This is a genomic window from Exiguobacterium alkaliphilum 12/1 (assembly GCF_000714435.1).
GTDB lineage: Bacteria > Bacillota > Bacilli > Exiguobacteriales > Exiguobacteriaceae > Exiguobacterium > Exiguobacterium alkaliphilum.
The window spans coordinates 1-15,391 of record NZ_JJMW01000060.1 but is presented as its reverse complement, the minus strand read 5'-3'; the positions used below and the strand labels follow the sequence as shown (position 1 = coordinate 15,391).

Annotated in this window: 18 protein-coding genes; 17 read left to right on the top strand and 1 reads right to left on the bottom strand. The window is 52.8% G+C overall.

The genetic code is table 11. The features are described from left to right. Window positions 1–135 precede the first annotated feature (135 nt). The gene (locus tag RT52_RS12180) at window positions 136–2,433 is read left to right on the top strand and encodes a glycoside hydrolase family 65 protein (protein ID WP_034817727.1); all 2,298 of its coding nucleotides are present in this window, start codon (window positions 136–138) and stop codon (window positions 2,431–2,433) included. 145 nt (window positions 2,434–2,578) lie between these two features. Next, window positions 2,579–3,427: a YitT family protein gene (locus RT52_RS12175; RefSeq protein ID WP_034804420.1), complete on the top strand. Its 849-nt coding sequence runs from the start codon at window positions 2,579–2,581 to the stop codon at window positions 3,425–3,427. A gap of 334 nt (window positions 3,428–3,761) precedes the next feature. Here RT52_RS12175 and RT52_RS12170 read toward each other — a convergent pair whose 3' ends face one another. Next, the gene (locus RT52_RS12170; protein WP_034817725.1) at window positions 3,762–4,574 is read right to left on the bottom strand and encodes a Cof-type HAD-IIB family hydrolase; all 813 of its coding nucleotides are present in this window, start codon (window positions 4,572–4,574) and stop codon (window positions 3,762–3,764) included. Window positions 4,575–4,737: 163 nt separating this feature from the next. Here RT52_RS12170 and RT52_RS12165 point away from each other — a divergent pair, with 163 nt between their 5' ends. The 15 genes from RT52_RS12165 (at window position 4,738) to nfsA (ending at window position 15,337) form a co-directional block, all read left to right on the top strand. After that, a complete protein-coding gene (locus RT52_RS12165; protein WP_034817723.1) occupies window positions 4,738–4,932 on the top strand; it encodes a YjzD family protein in 195 nt (64 codons plus the stop codon). 68 nt (window positions 4,933–5,000) lie between these two features. Further along, window positions 5,001–5,420 (top strand): thioredoxin family protein, encoded by a 420-nt coding sequence (locus RT52_RS12160; protein ID WP_034817722.1) that lies wholly within the window; start codon window positions 5,001–5,003, stop codon window positions 5,418–5,420. Continuing rightward, window positions 5,417–6,193, top strand: coding sequence for a phosphatidylserine decarboxylase (locus tag RT52_RS12155; protein ID WP_051690359.1), 777 nt, complete (start codon window positions 5,417–5,419; stop codon window positions 6,191–6,193). The genes RT52_RS12160 and RT52_RS12155 overlap by 4 nt, the downstream gene beginning before the upstream one ends. A gap of 129 nt (window positions 6,194–6,322) precedes the next feature. Next, window positions 6,323–6,949 (top strand): YqeG family HAD IIIA-type phosphatase, encoded by a 627-nt coding sequence (locus RT52_RS12150; protein WP_024371850.1) that lies wholly within the window; start codon window positions 6,323–6,325, stop codon window positions 6,947–6,949. Between the two features lie 134 nt (window positions 6,950–7,083). Further along, a complete protein-coding gene (yqeH, locus tag RT52_RS12145) occupies window positions 7,084–8,196 on the top strand; it encodes a ribosome biogenesis GTPase YqeH (protein WP_034804410.1) in 1,113 nt (370 codons plus the stop codon). Further along, window positions 8,193–8,978: a shikimate dehydrogenase gene (gene aroE / locus RT52_RS12140; RefSeq protein ID WP_034817720.1), complete on the top strand. Its 786-nt coding sequence runs from the start codon at window positions 8,193–8,195 to the stop codon at window positions 8,976–8,978. Before yqeH ends, aroE begins: the two co-directional genes overlap by 4 nt. 5 nt (window positions 8,979–8,983) lie before the next feature. Then, window positions 8,984–9,280: a ribosome assembly RNA-binding protein YhbY gene (gene yhbY, locus RT52_RS12135; RefSeq protein WP_034776635.1), complete on the top strand. Its 297-nt coding sequence runs from the start codon at window positions 8,984–8,986 to the stop codon at window positions 9,278–9,280. Then, window positions 9,277–9,846, top strand: coding sequence for a nicotinate-nucleotide adenylyltransferase (locus RT52_RS12130; RefSeq protein WP_034817717.1), 570 nt, complete (start codon window positions 9,277–9,279; stop codon window positions 9,844–9,846). The genes yhbY and RT52_RS12130 overlap by 4 nt, the downstream gene beginning before the upstream one ends. After that, on the top strand, window positions 9,836–10,393 hold the full coding sequence (gene yqeK / locus RT52_RS12125; protein WP_034817714.1) for a bis(5'-nucleosyl)-tetraphosphatase (symmetrical) YqeK: 558 nt from the start codon (window positions 9,836–9,838) through the stop codon (window positions 10,391–10,393). The genes RT52_RS12130 and yqeK overlap by 11 nt, the downstream gene beginning before the upstream one ends. A 10-nt stretch (window positions 10,394–10,403) precedes the next feature. Beyond that, window positions 10,404–10,751, top strand: a complete 348-nt coding sequence (gene rsfS, locus RT52_RS12120; protein ID WP_034804400.1) for a ribosome silencing factor — start codon at window positions 10,404–10,406, stop codon at window positions 10,749–10,751. Next, the gene (locus tag RT52_RS12115; RefSeq protein ID WP_034817711.1) at window positions 10,751–11,476 is read left to right on the top strand and encodes a class I SAM-dependent DNA methyltransferase; all 726 of its coding nucleotides are present in this window, start codon (window positions 10,751–10,753) and stop codon (window positions 11,474–11,476) included. Before rsfS ends, RT52_RS12115 begins: the two co-directional genes overlap by 1 nt. Window positions 11,477–11,613: 137 nt before the next feature. After that, window positions 11,614–12,192: a DUF2238 domain-containing protein gene (locus RT52_RS12110; protein ID WP_034817709.1), complete on the top strand. Its 579-nt coding sequence runs from the start codon at window positions 11,614–11,616 to the stop codon at window positions 12,190–12,192. 109 nt (window positions 12,193–12,301) lie between these two features. Next, window positions 12,302–13,771 (top strand): catalase, encoded by a 1,470-nt coding sequence (locus tag RT52_RS12105; protein WP_034817708.1) that lies wholly within the window; start codon window positions 12,302–12,304, stop codon window positions 13,769–13,771. A 68-nt stretch (window positions 13,772–13,839) separates the two neighbouring features. Next, on the top strand, window positions 13,840–14,526 hold the full coding sequence (locus RT52_RS12100) for a hypothetical protein (protein WP_051690358.1): 687 nt from the start codon (window positions 13,840–13,842) through the stop codon (window positions 14,524–14,526). Window positions 14,527–14,587: 61 nt separating this feature from the next. Next, on the top strand, window positions 14,588–15,337 hold the full coding sequence (gene nfsA / locus RT52_RS12095; RefSeq protein WP_034817706.1) for an oxygen-insensitive NADPH nitroreductase: 750 nt from the start codon (window positions 14,588–14,590) through the stop codon (window positions 15,335–15,337). The last annotated feature ends 54 nt before the right edge of the window (window positions 15,338–15,391 follow it).

Genomic DNA, 15,391 nt, shown 5'->3' with positions numbered 1-15,391 from the left:
AACGATTGCATTCTTCGTTGAGTCGTGTAAAATGAGAGGTGAGATTGAAATACAGCGCTTTCATAGACAAACGGTTGCATGATTTCGTTGTCTAATGAACAGTAGCCTTGTTAGAGAAAAAGGAGTGGCAGACAGATGAAACGATTGTTTGCAGTCGATGAATGGAAAGTAACCGAAGAAGGGCTTCATCCGAAAGAGAACCGTCTTGCCGAGTCGATCACCTCGCTCGGGAACGGGCATATGGGGATGCGCGGCAACTTCGAGGAAGATTACTCGAACGATACGCACCAAGGGTTTTATGTGGCGGGCGTCTATTATCCGGACAAGACGCGCGTCGGTTGGTGGAAGAACGGGTACCCGGAATACTTCGCAAAAGTGTTGAACGCGACGAACGTCGTCGGTCTTCGTGTCGCCATCAACGGGACACCGGTTGATTTGGCGAAGTGGGAAGTGAAAGACTTCACGCGTGAGCTCGATATGCAACGCGGCGTCCTAACACGGACGTTCACATTGTTGAACGGGACGGAAGAGACGAAAGTGGAAGTCGTCCGTTTCTTCTCGATCGTCGATAAAGAAATCTTAGCGATTCGTTATAACGTCACGCCGGTCAACTACGAGGCGAAAATCGAGTTCACGCCATACTTGGACGGTGATGTCGTCAACGAGGACTCGAACTATGACGAGAAGTTCTGGTTGCCGGTCGAACACGGTGTCGAAGAGCGTTTCGGTTTTGTCACGACGAAGACGAAAAAGCTCGATTGGCACGTGACGGCTTCGATGATTGCAGACGTCGAAGGCGCGCGCTCTGAAGTGCTCGAAGCGACCGACCTGTTCGTCGCGAACAAGTTCACGGTGACGGCGCCAGCCGGTGAGACGGCAACGGCGTACAAATACGTCTCGGTCGTTACGAACCGTGACTACGAAGTCGAGGAATTGCAGTCGACGGGAATGCAACGCGTTGAGATGGCGTTTGAGAAAGGCTTTGAGACGCTCCTCGCCGAGCAGACGGACGCTTGGCTCGCACGTTGGGAGGACGCGGACGTCCGCATCGACGGCGACGCCGAAGCACAACAGGGCATTCGCTTTAACATCTTCAATATGTATCAGACGTACACAGGCGAGGACTCACGTCTCAACATCGGTCCGAAAGGGTTCACCGGTGAAAAGTATGGCGGTGCCACGTATTGGGATACAGAAGCGTATTGCCTCCACTTCTATTTAGCGACAGCCAAACCAGAAGTGTCGTGGAACTTGCTCAAATATCGCCACAACCAATTGCCGCAAGCAAAAGAGAACTCGGTCAAGAACGTCGGCATGGAAGGCGCCCTCTATCCGATGGTGACGATGAACGGCGAGGAGTGCCACAACGAGTGGGAGATCACGCATGAAGAGATTCACCGGAACGGCGCCATCGCACATGCCATCTTCAACTATACGAACTTCACAGGCGATAAGTCATACCTCGGGAAATACGGACTTGAAGTATTGGTCGAGATCTCGCGTTACTGGGCGAGCCGTGTCAACTTTGTCCCGCACAAAGATGTCTACATGATCCTAGGCGTCACAGGTCCGAACGAATACGATAACAACGTCAACAACAACTGGTACACGAACTTGATTGCCGCGTGGACGCTTGAATACACGCAAGAGGTGTACAACTACTTGAAACAAGCGGAGCCGGCTCGTCTTGAAGAGCTCGTCTCGACGCTCGGCATCACGGACGAAGAGATTGCGAAGTGGAACGATATCCAGACGAAGATGTACTATCCGAAAGACGACCTCGTCCCAGACGTGTTCATGCAACAGGACGGCTTCATGGATAAAGAACAAATCTTAGTGAAAGATCTCGATCCGAAACACTTGCCGCTCAACCAAAACTGGTCGTGGGACCGTATCCTCCGCTCGAACTTTATCAAGCAGGCGGACGTGCTCCAAGGTCTCTATACGTTCGGTGACCGTTTCACGATCGAGCAGAAACGGGCCAACTTCGACTTCTATGAGCCGCGCACGGTTCATGAGTCGAGCTTGTCGCCTTGCGTCTACTCGATTATCGCGGCTGAAGTTGGTTACGAGGATAAGGCGGTCGAGCTCTATCAACGTTCAGCCCGCCTCGACCTCGACAACTACAACAACGACACGGAAGACGGTCTTCACATCACGTCGATGGTCGGCTCGTGGATGTCAATCGTGCACGGTTTCGCTGGCATGCGTGCCCTCGAGAACGAGCTTACGTTCAGCCCGATGATTCCGAAGGATTGGAACGGCTATTCATTCAATATGCTCTGGCGCGGCCATCACTTGACGATCACATCGACGCGTGACCATGTGACGATCAAGCAGACGGGCGGCACGGACGTCTCCATCAAGGTCTATGGAAATGTCGTCAACGTCCCGGCAAACGATGCCGTGACGATCGAGACGGTGAAAGCGTAATCAAATGCGTCAGCACAACAAGTCGGCTTCGGTCGGCTTGTTTTTTTTCATCGCGCCTCTGCAGATTGCATTATTTTAATGATAGGCAGCGCTTGGAATCTATGTTATCTTGATTCTTAGCTATTTTTGAAAGGGGAGACAAAACTTGACGGAAGCCGTTAAAGAACATGCTCGCATCGGAATCGTTTCGATTATTGGGGGAGTATTCGTTGCATTATCTATGACATTATTTTTAATCCCGGCGGGGGTATACTCGACCGGATTTACCGGGCTCGCCCAAATCTTTACGCAACTGTTTGCGGGGACACCGTTTGAGCTCGGGGAAGGAATTTGGTTCTTCGTCTTAAACGTGCCGCTACTCATTGTCAGCTACTTCATGCTCGGCAAGAACATGATGATTCATACACTCATCAGTGTCGCGGCAGTCACCGTGTTCATTCGTGTGCTTCCACAATCGCAGCTCCTCTCGGACGACCCGCTCTTGAACGCCGTGTTCGGCGGGGTTTTGCTCGCCATCGGTTCAGGGATCACGATTCGCTTCGGCGCCTCGACCGGCGGATTCGATATCGTCGCGCTCATCTTGGCGAAATTCACGAACAATTCGGTCGGCGTCTACTTGTTCCTCATGAACATGATGATCGCACTTTGGGCCGGTGCGTTATTTGGTTGGCAGACTGCGCTTTATACAATCGTCTTCTTGTACGTGACGTCGAAAGTCATCGACGAGATTTATACGAACACGCAGCGTCAAACACTCTTCATCGTCACGAGCCATCCGGACGAAGTGACGAAAGAGTTGCATCAACACGTCTTCCGCGGCATCACGCTCATGCCGTCGATCGGCACGTACTCAAAAGTCGAAAAGGCGACGCTCATGATGGTCGCCCAGCGCCACGAAGTTCGTGAAATCACGCGCATCTGTAAGGATGCCGATCCGACCGTCTTCATCAACATGGTTCCGACCGAAGATGTCGAAGGTGCGTTTCGACGCTAAAATAACCCCCGCTGAACACTCAGCAGGGGTTATTGTATAGATAGAGGTCAAGTTGGTACGTTGGATGACGTAATCGATCGGCCGTCCAGACCTCAGGAAAATGACGAGAACCTGCTGCTTCGCTCATCCGATGGCGCCGGAGACTCCTAAGGGATTAGCGAGCAAGGGGAGACCCAGCAGCGTTAAGCGATGCGGCTCCCTGCTCGCCCCTAGGAAAGCGGAGGCGCCAGAAGGAAGAGCGCAAAACATTCGGGAGGCACCAAAAGGAAGCGCGCGAAACATTGTGGTGGTCAATAAGCTAAAACACACCGACTGCATTCAGTCGGTGTGTTGATTATGCCTTGATGCCGAGTTTTTCTTCGAGGTAGATGGCGATGCCGTCTTCCATGTTCGACGCGGTCACTTCGTTCGCGACGGCTTTCAACTGGCTGATGGCGTTCCCCATCGCGACGCCGGTGCCGACATAGTCGAGCATCTCGAGGTCGTTCTCCTCGTCGCCGAACGCGATGATGTTTTTGCGGTTGATGCCGAGATGTTTCGACACTTCACGCAATCCGAGCGCCTTCGATGTGTTTTGGCTCATGACTTCGATCATGTGCTCCGGCATGCGCCATTGGCGGTTCAAGACGGCCTCGGCGTGAACTTTATTCAAACGTGCACGGACGTTGTCGACGTGCTCTTTCGTCGCATGGATGAGGAGTGACGTCGGCTCTTCTTGTAAGTGTTTGAGCAAGTTGCCCGATGTGACGCTGAGCGCGCGCTCGGTGTAGGGGCTATAAAATTCTTGCGGTTCTTTTTGGAAGTAGACGTGGTCCGTCACTTCGACGACGATGTTGTGTGCTTTCGTCTCCGACACTTCCTCGATGATCTCGTGCGCCGTCTTGAGTGGGATTGGTCGGTGTGTCACGGCGTATGACGAGTCTTTCGGATGGTGGACGAGCGCGCCGTTGAAGTTGATGAGCGGCGTCGTCAAGCCGAGCTGTTCGTAGTACATGATGGAGTGGCGTTGGGGACGTCCCGTCGCAATCATGACTTCATGACCCGCCTCCCGAGCCGCCTGTAGCGCACGAATGTTCCGGTCGCTAATCGTCTTGTCATCTCGTAACAACGTGCCATCCAAATCTACTGCGATTAAATAACGTGACATTAGTCATCCTCTTTTCTACGATGTGCTGTTTCTCTGACGGTATCATATTTCCGGTTTCAACGGAAAGAATATACAATCGAGGTCGCACATTTATCAGGAACAATGCTATACTAATCTCGTATGAGCAATTCATGCATCATCTGTGAGATGGAGGGGACTTTCGATGCGATATTTAGTCACATTGTTCTGGGCAATTTTGCTTTCGAACACAGCAATCTTTATCATTTCTGCTGTCGACGGCGTGCCATTCAATGCGATGCTCGCGACAGCGTTTGGCGTGGTCATCACAATCTTTATCGTGCTCTTGGATGTCGTGAACCAAGATATGGGGATCAGCGACGTCGCCCAAGAGAAGTAAGACGTTCACAATCAAACTGGCTCACAGTCGAGTCAGTTCTTTTTATATCATTTTAGGAGGGACTTACTATGAAAAATGATGCAAAACGCGCGAACTTTATTACGTTCGCCATTATCGCTGCCATCATCGTGATCGGCATCGGGCTCTTGTTCTTCTTGAACAACGCCAATGAAGAAGAGGGTGTCAACGCGGTCAATGCCGAAGAGCTGGAGACGAAGATTTCGGAAGAAGAAGAGGTCGTCGTTTACTTCTGGCAGACTGGCTGTGAGTACTGTGAGCAGGTGAAGCCGTATATCGAGCCGCTCGTTGAAGAATATGATGCTGTCTCAATCAACTTGGCCGACCATAACGTCTGGACGACGTACGGCATCAACGGCACGCCGACGGTCATCCGGTTTGAGGATGGTCAAGAGACGGGCCGCATCGAAGGAGCCGTATCGGAACAGCAGTATGAGACATTCTTTAAAAATGAGGAGGGCGAACAGTGATTAAAAGCCGTTTCTACCAGACGTTGTTTGAATTGAACGCCTCACCGTTCATCGCCAAACGGCTCCGGTGGTTCGCTGAATCGAACTATAGCCGTCCGCTCATCGCCTCGTTCGCGAAAACGTACAAGATTGACGTTGAAGAAGCGAAAGACCCAATGGATGCGTATCCGAGTCTGCACGCGTTCTTCACTCGACATCTGAAAGAAGGGGCCCGATTGATTGACGTAGATGCACAATCGATCGTCTCTCCGTGTGACGGGAAGTTATCCATCGTCACCGATATCACAGACGATAGCCGCTTTGAAGTGAAGGGCCAATCGTACACGCTCGCTGAGATGCTCGGTTCGCAACAAGAGGCACGTCGCTATGCAGGCGGCACCGTCTGCGTGCTCTACTTGAGCCCGCGCGATTATCACCGCGTCCACGTCCCGCTCGCCGGGCGCGTCCTCAGTCACTACGAGCTAGGCGACCGCTCGGCACCGGTCAACGAGATCGGCTTGACGGAGACGGTTCGTCCGCTCTCGCGCAACTATCGCCGCATCACGCGATTCGATAGCCCTGCCGGTGTCTATGAACACATCATGGTCGGCGCCTTGAACGTCAACACGATCGAGTGGACCCATGACGGGTCGTACGTGGAAAAGGGAGACGAAGTCGGCTACTTCTCGTTCGGCTCGACCGTCGTCCTTTGCTTCGAAAAAGGGCGCGTCCATATCGATTCGTCTAAAATCGGTCCGGTCCGGCTCGGTGAAGCCATCGGCACGATTCAATGAAAATTTCAAACTTTTTCATTCCGGCCAAACGATACACTAGTCGTTTGGTCGGTTTTCGTTTACCATAGAAGGGATATCAATACTTATAAGAGTAGTTGAATCGCTTTAGATAATTGGAGGAATTCAAACGTGTTTAATCGACTTTATCCGAAACAGTTCGTCGCGTCAGTCTTTGACATCGACCTTGAAGAATTAAAAGACCGTGGTGTCCGCGTCATTTTGACGGACCTTGATAATACACTCGTGGCTTGGGACGTCCCGCACGCACCGGAGCTTCTTTTGCTCTGGCTTGAAAAAGTGAAATCACATGGACTTGACGTCATCGTCGTGTCGAATAACAATGAAAACCGCGTCCGGACGTTCACGGAACCGCTCGGACTCCATTACGTATCGCGTGCGAAAAAACCGTTGCCGTCCGGCTTCAAGCAAGCGCTCGCGAAATACGGCTACTCGACGAAAGAAGCGATTTTCTTAGGCGACCAGTTGTTCACGGACGTGCTCGGCGCGAACATGGCCGGCATCCACGTCATTCACGTCGAACCGGTCGTCAAGACGGATGGACTCGTCACGAAGTTCAATCGCATGCTCGAGAAAGTCGTGTTCGCGCATATGAAACGTCGCGGGAAGTACGTATTGATCACGAAAAAAGTCGAGGAAATCGCCGTCGATGCGAAGCGGGCCAAAGTGGCCGTCGCTGAGAAAATCGGGGAAGCGATGCACTCGCGTTCCGAAGATTCACATAAAAAAGATGAATAAGGACCTCGAACGCAAAGGAAGAAGGAGGCTGTCCTTGTACGGCGCGTAAGGCGTCGGAATTAACGCTTCAGGAGTAGCGGCGAGGCGCTACAGTGAATGAAGAAGAGGAAACTCAAATGACAGCAAATCATGCTATGGAAGAAACAAAACGTTATTGCGCCGGTTGCGGCGTTCTCATTCAAACGGAAGACCCGGCTGGTGTCGGGTATGCTCCGAAATCGGCACTTGATCGCGAAATCGTCATTTGCCAACGTTGCTTCAAACTGAAACACTACAATCAGATTCAAGACGTCGAACTGACAGATGACGACTTCTTGCGCATCTTGAACGGAATCGGTTCGCGCGAAGCGCTCGTCATTAAAATCGTCGACATCTTTGACTTTAACGGGAGCTGGCTCCCGGGACTGCAACGGTCAGTCGGGTCGAACCCGGTCCTTTTAGTCGGGAACAAAGTCGACTTGTTACCGAAATCCGTCAACCCGAACCGGATGGCGAACTGGATGAAGAGCGAGGCGAAAGAACTCGGCTTGAACCCGGTCGACGTCCATTTGATTAGTGCGAAGAAAGGGCACGGCATCGACGAGCTCGCCGAGAAGATTGAATATTATCGGAAAGGCAAGGACGTCTACGTCGTCGGTTGTACGAACGTCGGGAAATCGACGCTCATCAACCAAATCATCAAACGTTTCGGCGAAGCGGACGAGGCGATCATTACGGTCAGCCATTTCCCGGGAACGACGCTCGACTTGATTGACGTCCCGCTCGATGATGACGCGAACTTGTATGACACACCAGGGATCATCAACCGCCATCAGATGGCCCACTACGTCGACGCCAAAGACTTGAAGACGATCACGCCGAAAAAAGAGATCAAGCCACACGTGTTCCAGTTGAACCCGCAGCAGACGCTCTTCTTCGGTGGTCTCGCTCGTCTCGACTACATGGAAGGCAACAAGCGCTCATTCGTCGTCTACATGTCAAACGAGTTGAAGACACACCGTACGAAACTCGATAAAGCGGACGAGTTGTACGAGAATCACATCGGTCAAATGCTCAACCCGCCGAACGAGAAGACGCTCGAGAAGTTGCCGCCGCTCGTCCGTCACGAGTTCAGTCTCCGGGACGGCGTGAAGACGGACATCGTCTTCAGCGGTCTCGGTTGGGTCGCCATTCACGGCAAAGGCGGCCGCATCGCTGCCTGGGCACCAAAAGGAGTCGCCGTCACATTGCGTGAGGCACTCGTATGAGACTGGCCGTCATCGGTCACCCGATTGCTCATTCGCTCTCTCCCGTCCTGCACGAGCAGTGGCTGAGGGCGTCTGGGCTTTTCGGGCGTTATGAGGCGCTCGACGTCGCCGAAGAAGACTTGAGCGGATTGTTTCAGGCGATGCGCGATGGCGAATGGGACGGCTTCAACGTCACGATTCCGTATAAAGAAACCGTCATCCCGTACCTTGACGAACTCGATTTGGCGGCTACGGATGCCGGTGCGGTCAATACGGTGTATAAGCGGGACGGCAAATTGATTGGGACGAACACGGACGGTGCCGGTCTCGTCGCCGCCCTGTCTCCTCTGACAGACTGGTCCGGTCGTGTGCTCGTCATCGGAGCAGGTGGTGCGGCGCGCGGGATTATCAGTGCGCTACCGACCCGTGACGTCACCATCACGAACCGGACGATGGAACGGGCGGAGCGTCTTGCCGAACGGTTCGGCATCGAAGCAAAAGCCTTTGTAGACGTTGACATCGCGCGATACGACGTCATCATTCAGACGACTTCGGTCGGGATGGACGGGGTGCATTCGCCGCAATCGTTAAATGGGTTACGACAAAACACGGTCGTTTGTGATATCATATATCGTCCACTCGTCACACCGTTTTTAAAAGAAGCCGCTAAAAAAGGGGCGATCATCGTCAACGGAACAGCCATGTTCGTCGGACAAGGTGCTTTGGCGTTTGAATTTTGGACAGGTGTGAAACCGGATCGATTTGTTGGAATGAAGTTAATTGAGAGCTTATTGGAGGAATAGAAATAATGTTATCAGGTAAACAAAAACGTTTTTTACGTGCAGAGGCACACCACCTCTCGCCGATTTATCAAGTCGGAAAAAATGGTGTCAGCGAAGCGATGTGCAAAGATATCAGTGACGCGCTCGAGAAGCGTGAGTTGTTGAAAGTTCAAGTGCTTCAAAACTGTGCCGACACGCCGAAAGACGTGGCTGGAGAGCTTGCGGAAGGGACGAAGGCAGAAGTCGTTCAAGTCATCGGCAAAGTCATCGTCTTGTACAAACAGGCGACAGAGAAAGAAAACCGCCAAATCAAACTCCCATGAGCCGCATCGGACTGATGGGAGGAACGTTCGACCCGCCGCACCTCGGTCATTTGTTGATTGCCGAGCAGGCGCGTGAACAGCTTGAACTCGACGAAGTCTGGTTTTTGCCGGCGGCCATCCCGCCCCATAAGTCCGGGTTCAGTCAAGCGGAAGACCGAATCGAGATGACGCGACGCGCGATCGCGTCGAACCCGGCGTTCAAGCTCGATTTGATTGAGTTCGAACGGACCGAGCCGTCTTATACGGTGGAGACGATGCGACGGTTGCGCGAGCGCTATCCGGACGATGCGTTCTATTTCTTGATTGGGGCCGACTCGCTCGATGCGCTCGAGAAGTGGTATGACTACGAGACGCTCATCACGCTCGTCACGTTCGGAGCCGTCGCTCGCCCAGGGAGCCGTTATCGTATCCCGAGACGGGCCGATGTCCGGACGATCGACATGCCACAACTCGAAATCTCGTCGACCGATATCCGCGAGCGGGCGAAACGGAATCGTTCGATCACCTATCTCGTGCCGGCGGAAGTGGAAACTTATATCAAGGAGCATGGATTGTATGACGTATGAACAAGCGAGAACGTTGATTGAACAGACGTTGCCTGAGAAACGGTTCATTCATACGCTCGGTGTCGTCGAGACGGCGGAACACTTGGCGAAGACATATGGCGTGAACGTCGAACAGGCCCGTCTGGCCGCGATGTTACATGATTATGCGAAATATATGGACCGTGACGAGATGCGTCAAGTCGTCCGCGCCGAACAGCTCGACCTTGCTTTACTCGAATTTGATGACGAGCTCCTGCATGCGCCAGTCGGGGCGGTCTTGTTAGACCGGGCCTACGACCTCGATGCAGCGGTCGTCTCCGCCATCAAGAACCATACGACCGGTTCCCCTGGTATGTCGCGCCTCGACCAAGTCATCTTCGTTTCCGATGCGATTGAACCGAACCGGCGTTATCCTGGCGTTGAAGCGTTGCGGGACGTCGCCGAGCAGTCACTCGAATTGGCTGTCGTCGCGACGTTACGTCAATCGATTCAACATCTATTGAACAAGTCGGTGCGGATTTTCCCACTGACGATTGCGACATATAACGATTTTGTGAAAACACCTTAGGAGGGTCAATATGACTGTAAAAGAACAACTTGAATTGATTGTGAAGGCTGCCGACGATAAGCGCGCCGAAGAAATCGTCGTCCTCGACATGGAAGGCATCTCGCCGATTGCGGATTACTTCGTCATCTGCCACGGGAACTCAGAGAAGCAAGTCGAAGCAATCGCGCGTGAAATCAAAGACGTCGCAGGCGAGAACGATCTCCCGCTCCACAAGTTCGAAGGAATGGACACGGCACGTTGGGTGCTCGCTGACCTCGAGAACGTCGTCGTCCACATCTTCCACCGTGACGACCGTGACTACTACAACCTCGAAAAACTTTGGGCTGACGCGCCGCACGTCGAAGTGGAAGTCGGCTAATGGCGTACGAAGGGTTCGCCTACGTATACGATGAGTTGATGAAAGATGCACCGTACGGAGAGTGGGTCGCCTTCGTGCGACGCCACGTGCCGGACGGGGCATCGCTCGCCGACGTCGGATGCGGGACGGGTTCTGCGACGATTCAACTTGCCGCACACTATGATGCGATCGGACTCGACTTGTCGGAGTCGATGCTTGAAGTCGCCCAAGAGAAGGCGCTTGAAGCTGGTGTTGCTTTGCCGCTTTGGCAGCAAGACATGCGCGAGCTCGAGTTGCCGAGTCCTGTCGATGCCGTGACGATTCTGTGTGATTCGCTCTGCTATCTTGCGGACGAGGCCGACGTCATCGATACGTTCGAAGCTGTCTATGAGCAACTCAAACCGGGCGGCACGTTCCTCTTCGACGTCCACTCGCCGAACAAGATGCAGACGCTCTTCAACCAAAAGACGTACGCGTCGAACGGAGAGGACTGTTCGTACATCTGGTTCGCCGACCCGGGCGAAGCCCCGCTCTCGGTCGTCCACGACTTGACGTTTTTCGTCGCCCTAGAGGACGGGACGTACGAGCGGGTCGAAGAGACGCACGAGCAACGGACGTATGAGCCGGGGCAATACATGCAGTGGCTCATCGGTGCGGGCTTTCATGTGAAGTCGGTCACGGCCGACTTCACGGACAAGGCGCCAGGACCGAACGCTGAACGAATCTTCTTCGTTGCCGAGAAATGAACTTGGCCCCATCGCGAACGCGATGGGGCCTTTTGTGTACAATCCGACAAAAGAGTGAATTGTTTGAAGGCATCGTTGCGATTCACGTCAAAACGGGAATCGGATAAGGAGTGAATGATAGAAAGAAGGGATTCGAGATGAAACTGACGCGTGGACGGATGCTAGAGTTCGGTTTTGTGTTGTTCATGGCAATCATTCTCGTCGCTTCGGTGATTGAAGAGGCGTGGTTTGACGCAAGCGTCGCCGCTGCCGGCATCGTGTCTGGATTGATTCCGTTCATATTAGAAAAAGTGTTCAAAACCGAATTTGACGCCAAAATGAAAGTCGCCTATATCTTGTTCCTGTTCGCCTCACAATATTTGGGTTCGATCGTCGGATTGTATTCGAACGGGTGGTGGGACACGTTCCTCCACGTATTGAGTGGAGTATTTATCGCGTTTCTCGGGTATGACTTCTTTAGTCGGCTCGATGACGACATCCGGCTCGAGATGCCGAAGCGCTTCGTCTTCGTCTATATCGTCGTCTTCGCGATGGCAGGGGCGGCGCTTTGGGAGATGTATGAATTCACGTCCGATCTCGTCTTGAACACGACGATGCAAGGGAACGGTAACGACGATACGATGGTCGACATCATTGCTGGCTCGCTCGGTGGGATTTTGGCTGCGTTTTTAGTCACCGAGATGCACCGAAATGAACAGACGAAAAACGGAGTTTGATAACGCTTTCAAAACAGTTCGATTAAAGTCGAGCTGTTTTGTTTGTAATAATTATTATCTTTTTATATTATTAGTTTTGTAAGAATGATTATAAAGAGGAGGCAATAATATGGATCAACATCGTCGTCTAACTACTAACCAAGGCGTCCCGATCGGGGATAACGCCAACTCCATCACTGCGGGTCGCCGTGGCCCGACGCTTCTCGAAGACTATCAACTTATTGAAAAACTCGCCCACTTTGACCGTGAGCGCGTGCCGGAGCGGGTCGTGCATGCCCGTGGTGCCGGAGCACACGGTGTCTTCAAAGTTAAAAATAGCATGAAACGATATACAAAAGCCAAATTTTTGCAGGAAGAAGGACAAGAGACACCGGTTTTCGCTCGCTTCTCGACTGTCATCCATGGTCTCGGCTCACCGGAGACGCTCCGTGACCCACGTGGATTCTCCGTCAAGTTTTACACGGAAGAAGGGAACTACGATTTCGTCGGAAACAACTTGCCGGTATTCTTTATCCGTGACGCTATCAAATTCCCAGACGTGATTCACTCACTCAAACCGGACCCACGCACGAACCTACAAGACCCGGACCGTTTCTTCGACTTCATGTCGCTCACGCCGGAATCGACGAGCATGCTCATCCACTTGTTCAGTGATGAAGGAATCCCGGCCTCATACCGTCATATGCGCGGTTCATCGGTCCACTCATTCAAATGGGTCAACGAATACGGGAACACGGTGTACATAAAACTCCGTTGGGTTCCGAAACAAGGGATTAAAAACTTGTCGATGGAAGAAGCGGCCAAAGTACAGGCCGAGGACTTCAACCACGCGACACGCGACTTGTTCAACGCCATCGAAGAAGGCGACTTCCCAGAGTGGGATCTTTACGTCCAAATCCTCGACCCGGCCGATATGGACAACTTCGACTTCGATCCGCTCGACGCGACAAAAGATTGGTTCGAAGACGTCATCCCGTATCAACTCGTCGGAACGATGACATTGAACAAAAACGTCGACAACTACTTTGCTGAGACGGAATCGGTCGGCTTTAACCCGGGCGTTCTCGTCCCAGGGATTCAACCGTCTGAAGATAAGATGCTTCAAGGGCGTCTCTTCTCGTATTCGGACACGCAACGGTACCGCATCGGCGCGAACTATCTCCAACTCCCGATCAACTGCCCGTTCGCCCAAGTGTCGAACAACCAGCGTGATGGGGCGATGCCGTTCAAGCAACAGACGAGCACTGTGAACTATGAACCGAACCGTTATGAAGACACACCGCGACCGGATGCTGCGTATATTGAACAGGAGCAACCGCTCAATGGCGTAGCCGGTCGTCAAAAGATTGAGAAGACGAACGACTTCGGTCAAGCAGGCGAAGTGTACCGTCGTTACTCGCAAGAAGAGAAAGATGGCCTCGTCCGTAACCTCGTCGCCCACATCAAAGAAGTCCGTCACGAGAAGACCGTCCTTCTCTTGATTTGCAACTTCTACCGGGCCGACCGTGACCTCGGCGAGCGTCTCTCGAAAGAGTTGAACGTCGATATCACACCGTTCTTGAGCCAAGTGACAGAATAAGCACGTAAGCAGAGTGGAGAAAACGCCACTCTGCTTTTTTTGCGTATACTAGAGAAGGCGGTGTCGAGATGAATGTACGAAGTGGAGGTTACTTACTGATTGAACGAACTGAGCGAGCCGACTATATGGACGAGCAACGGATTCCGGAGTTCGTGCAGTCAGCGAGTGCATGCATTTGTGAGCAACACCCCACGCTTGATGTACTTTGGGGGACATCGAAACGTCGTAAGGAGGCGTATCGAGAACGATTGCGACTCAGCGAGGAAGACTTCCTCCTGCTCATGGAATGGGTGGAGGTGTTTCACGAGAGTGGAGAACTCGGATATCCCCAAACGTTTCAGACGATTGAACTCGCCAAGACGTTTCGGGACCGCTTCTTCACCCACATCGAACTCGACATCATCGAGCTGAAACTGCCTGTATCCTATGTCGCGGACTTTTTAGCAGAAGGACAAGTTGGGGACCATCCCGAGCAGTACGGCGTCGAGCGGTTCATTTTGCGACACGAACACGACGAACCGCTTGGACGACCTCTCGGTTATGAAGTGCTCGGGTATGAGTACGGCACGTTCCACTCATACTTATGTAATGGGCTAGAGCATGACTTCGCCGAACGATTCACGTTTCGGTTGAACGACCATGGCTTTATTGCGACGCTCGAAGAAGCGGAACGGTATTGCGCATACAGCAATCAAGAAGATGTGGGGACGGAGCCTGTCTTATGGTTACCATGGATCATTTCGAAAGTAGAGTGAAGTCTCTAAAATTGTCGGGAACGTTCCGCTATGTCAAGATTAGACAAAAGGGGGAAGCTGCATGAACCAAGTCATCGAAACGTTATTGAACCACCGCTCCGTCCGCTCCTTCACGGACGAGCGTTTGACCGAAGAACAAATTCGGCTCATCGTCGAGAGTGCCCAACGTGCCTCGACGTCGAGCTTCATCCAAGCCTATTCCATCATCGGTGTGACCGATTCGGACAAGAAAGCACGGCTCGCCGAGATTGCCGGTAACCAAAGCTACGTCGCCGACAACGGGCACTTCTTCGTCTTTTGCGCCGACTTGTATCGCCATGAAGTGATTGGAGACATGCGTGACGCCGATGTGACCGGGACGCTCGAGACGGATGAGAAGCTCCTCGTCGCCGTCATTGATGCGGCGCTCGCCTCACAAAACGCCGTCGTCGCTGCGGAGTCGATGGGACTCGGCATTTGTTACATCGGGGGCATTCGAAACGACATGTTCGCGGTGAAGGAATTGCTCGGCCTGCCGGAACGTGTGTTGCCGCTCTTCGGGCTCGCGGTTGGTGTCCCAGACCACGTCGAGGACCAGAAGCCGCGCTTGCCGTTCGAACACGTCTATCACGAGAATACATATGAACTCGACCCGAACGAGCTGAAGCGCCAACTGTCGCATTATGACGAGACGATTCATGGCTACTATGCGGCGCGGGGGGCGAATCGCCGGGACGACACGTGGACTGCTCAGATGGGACGGATGCTGTCGAAGCCGACTCGGCTCGACGTCAAAGATTTCTTGAAGGCACAAGGTTATTTGAAGCACTAAAAAACCGCCGAAACTTCGGCGGTTCAGATTGTAGAAAAAGTCACGTTTCAGGCG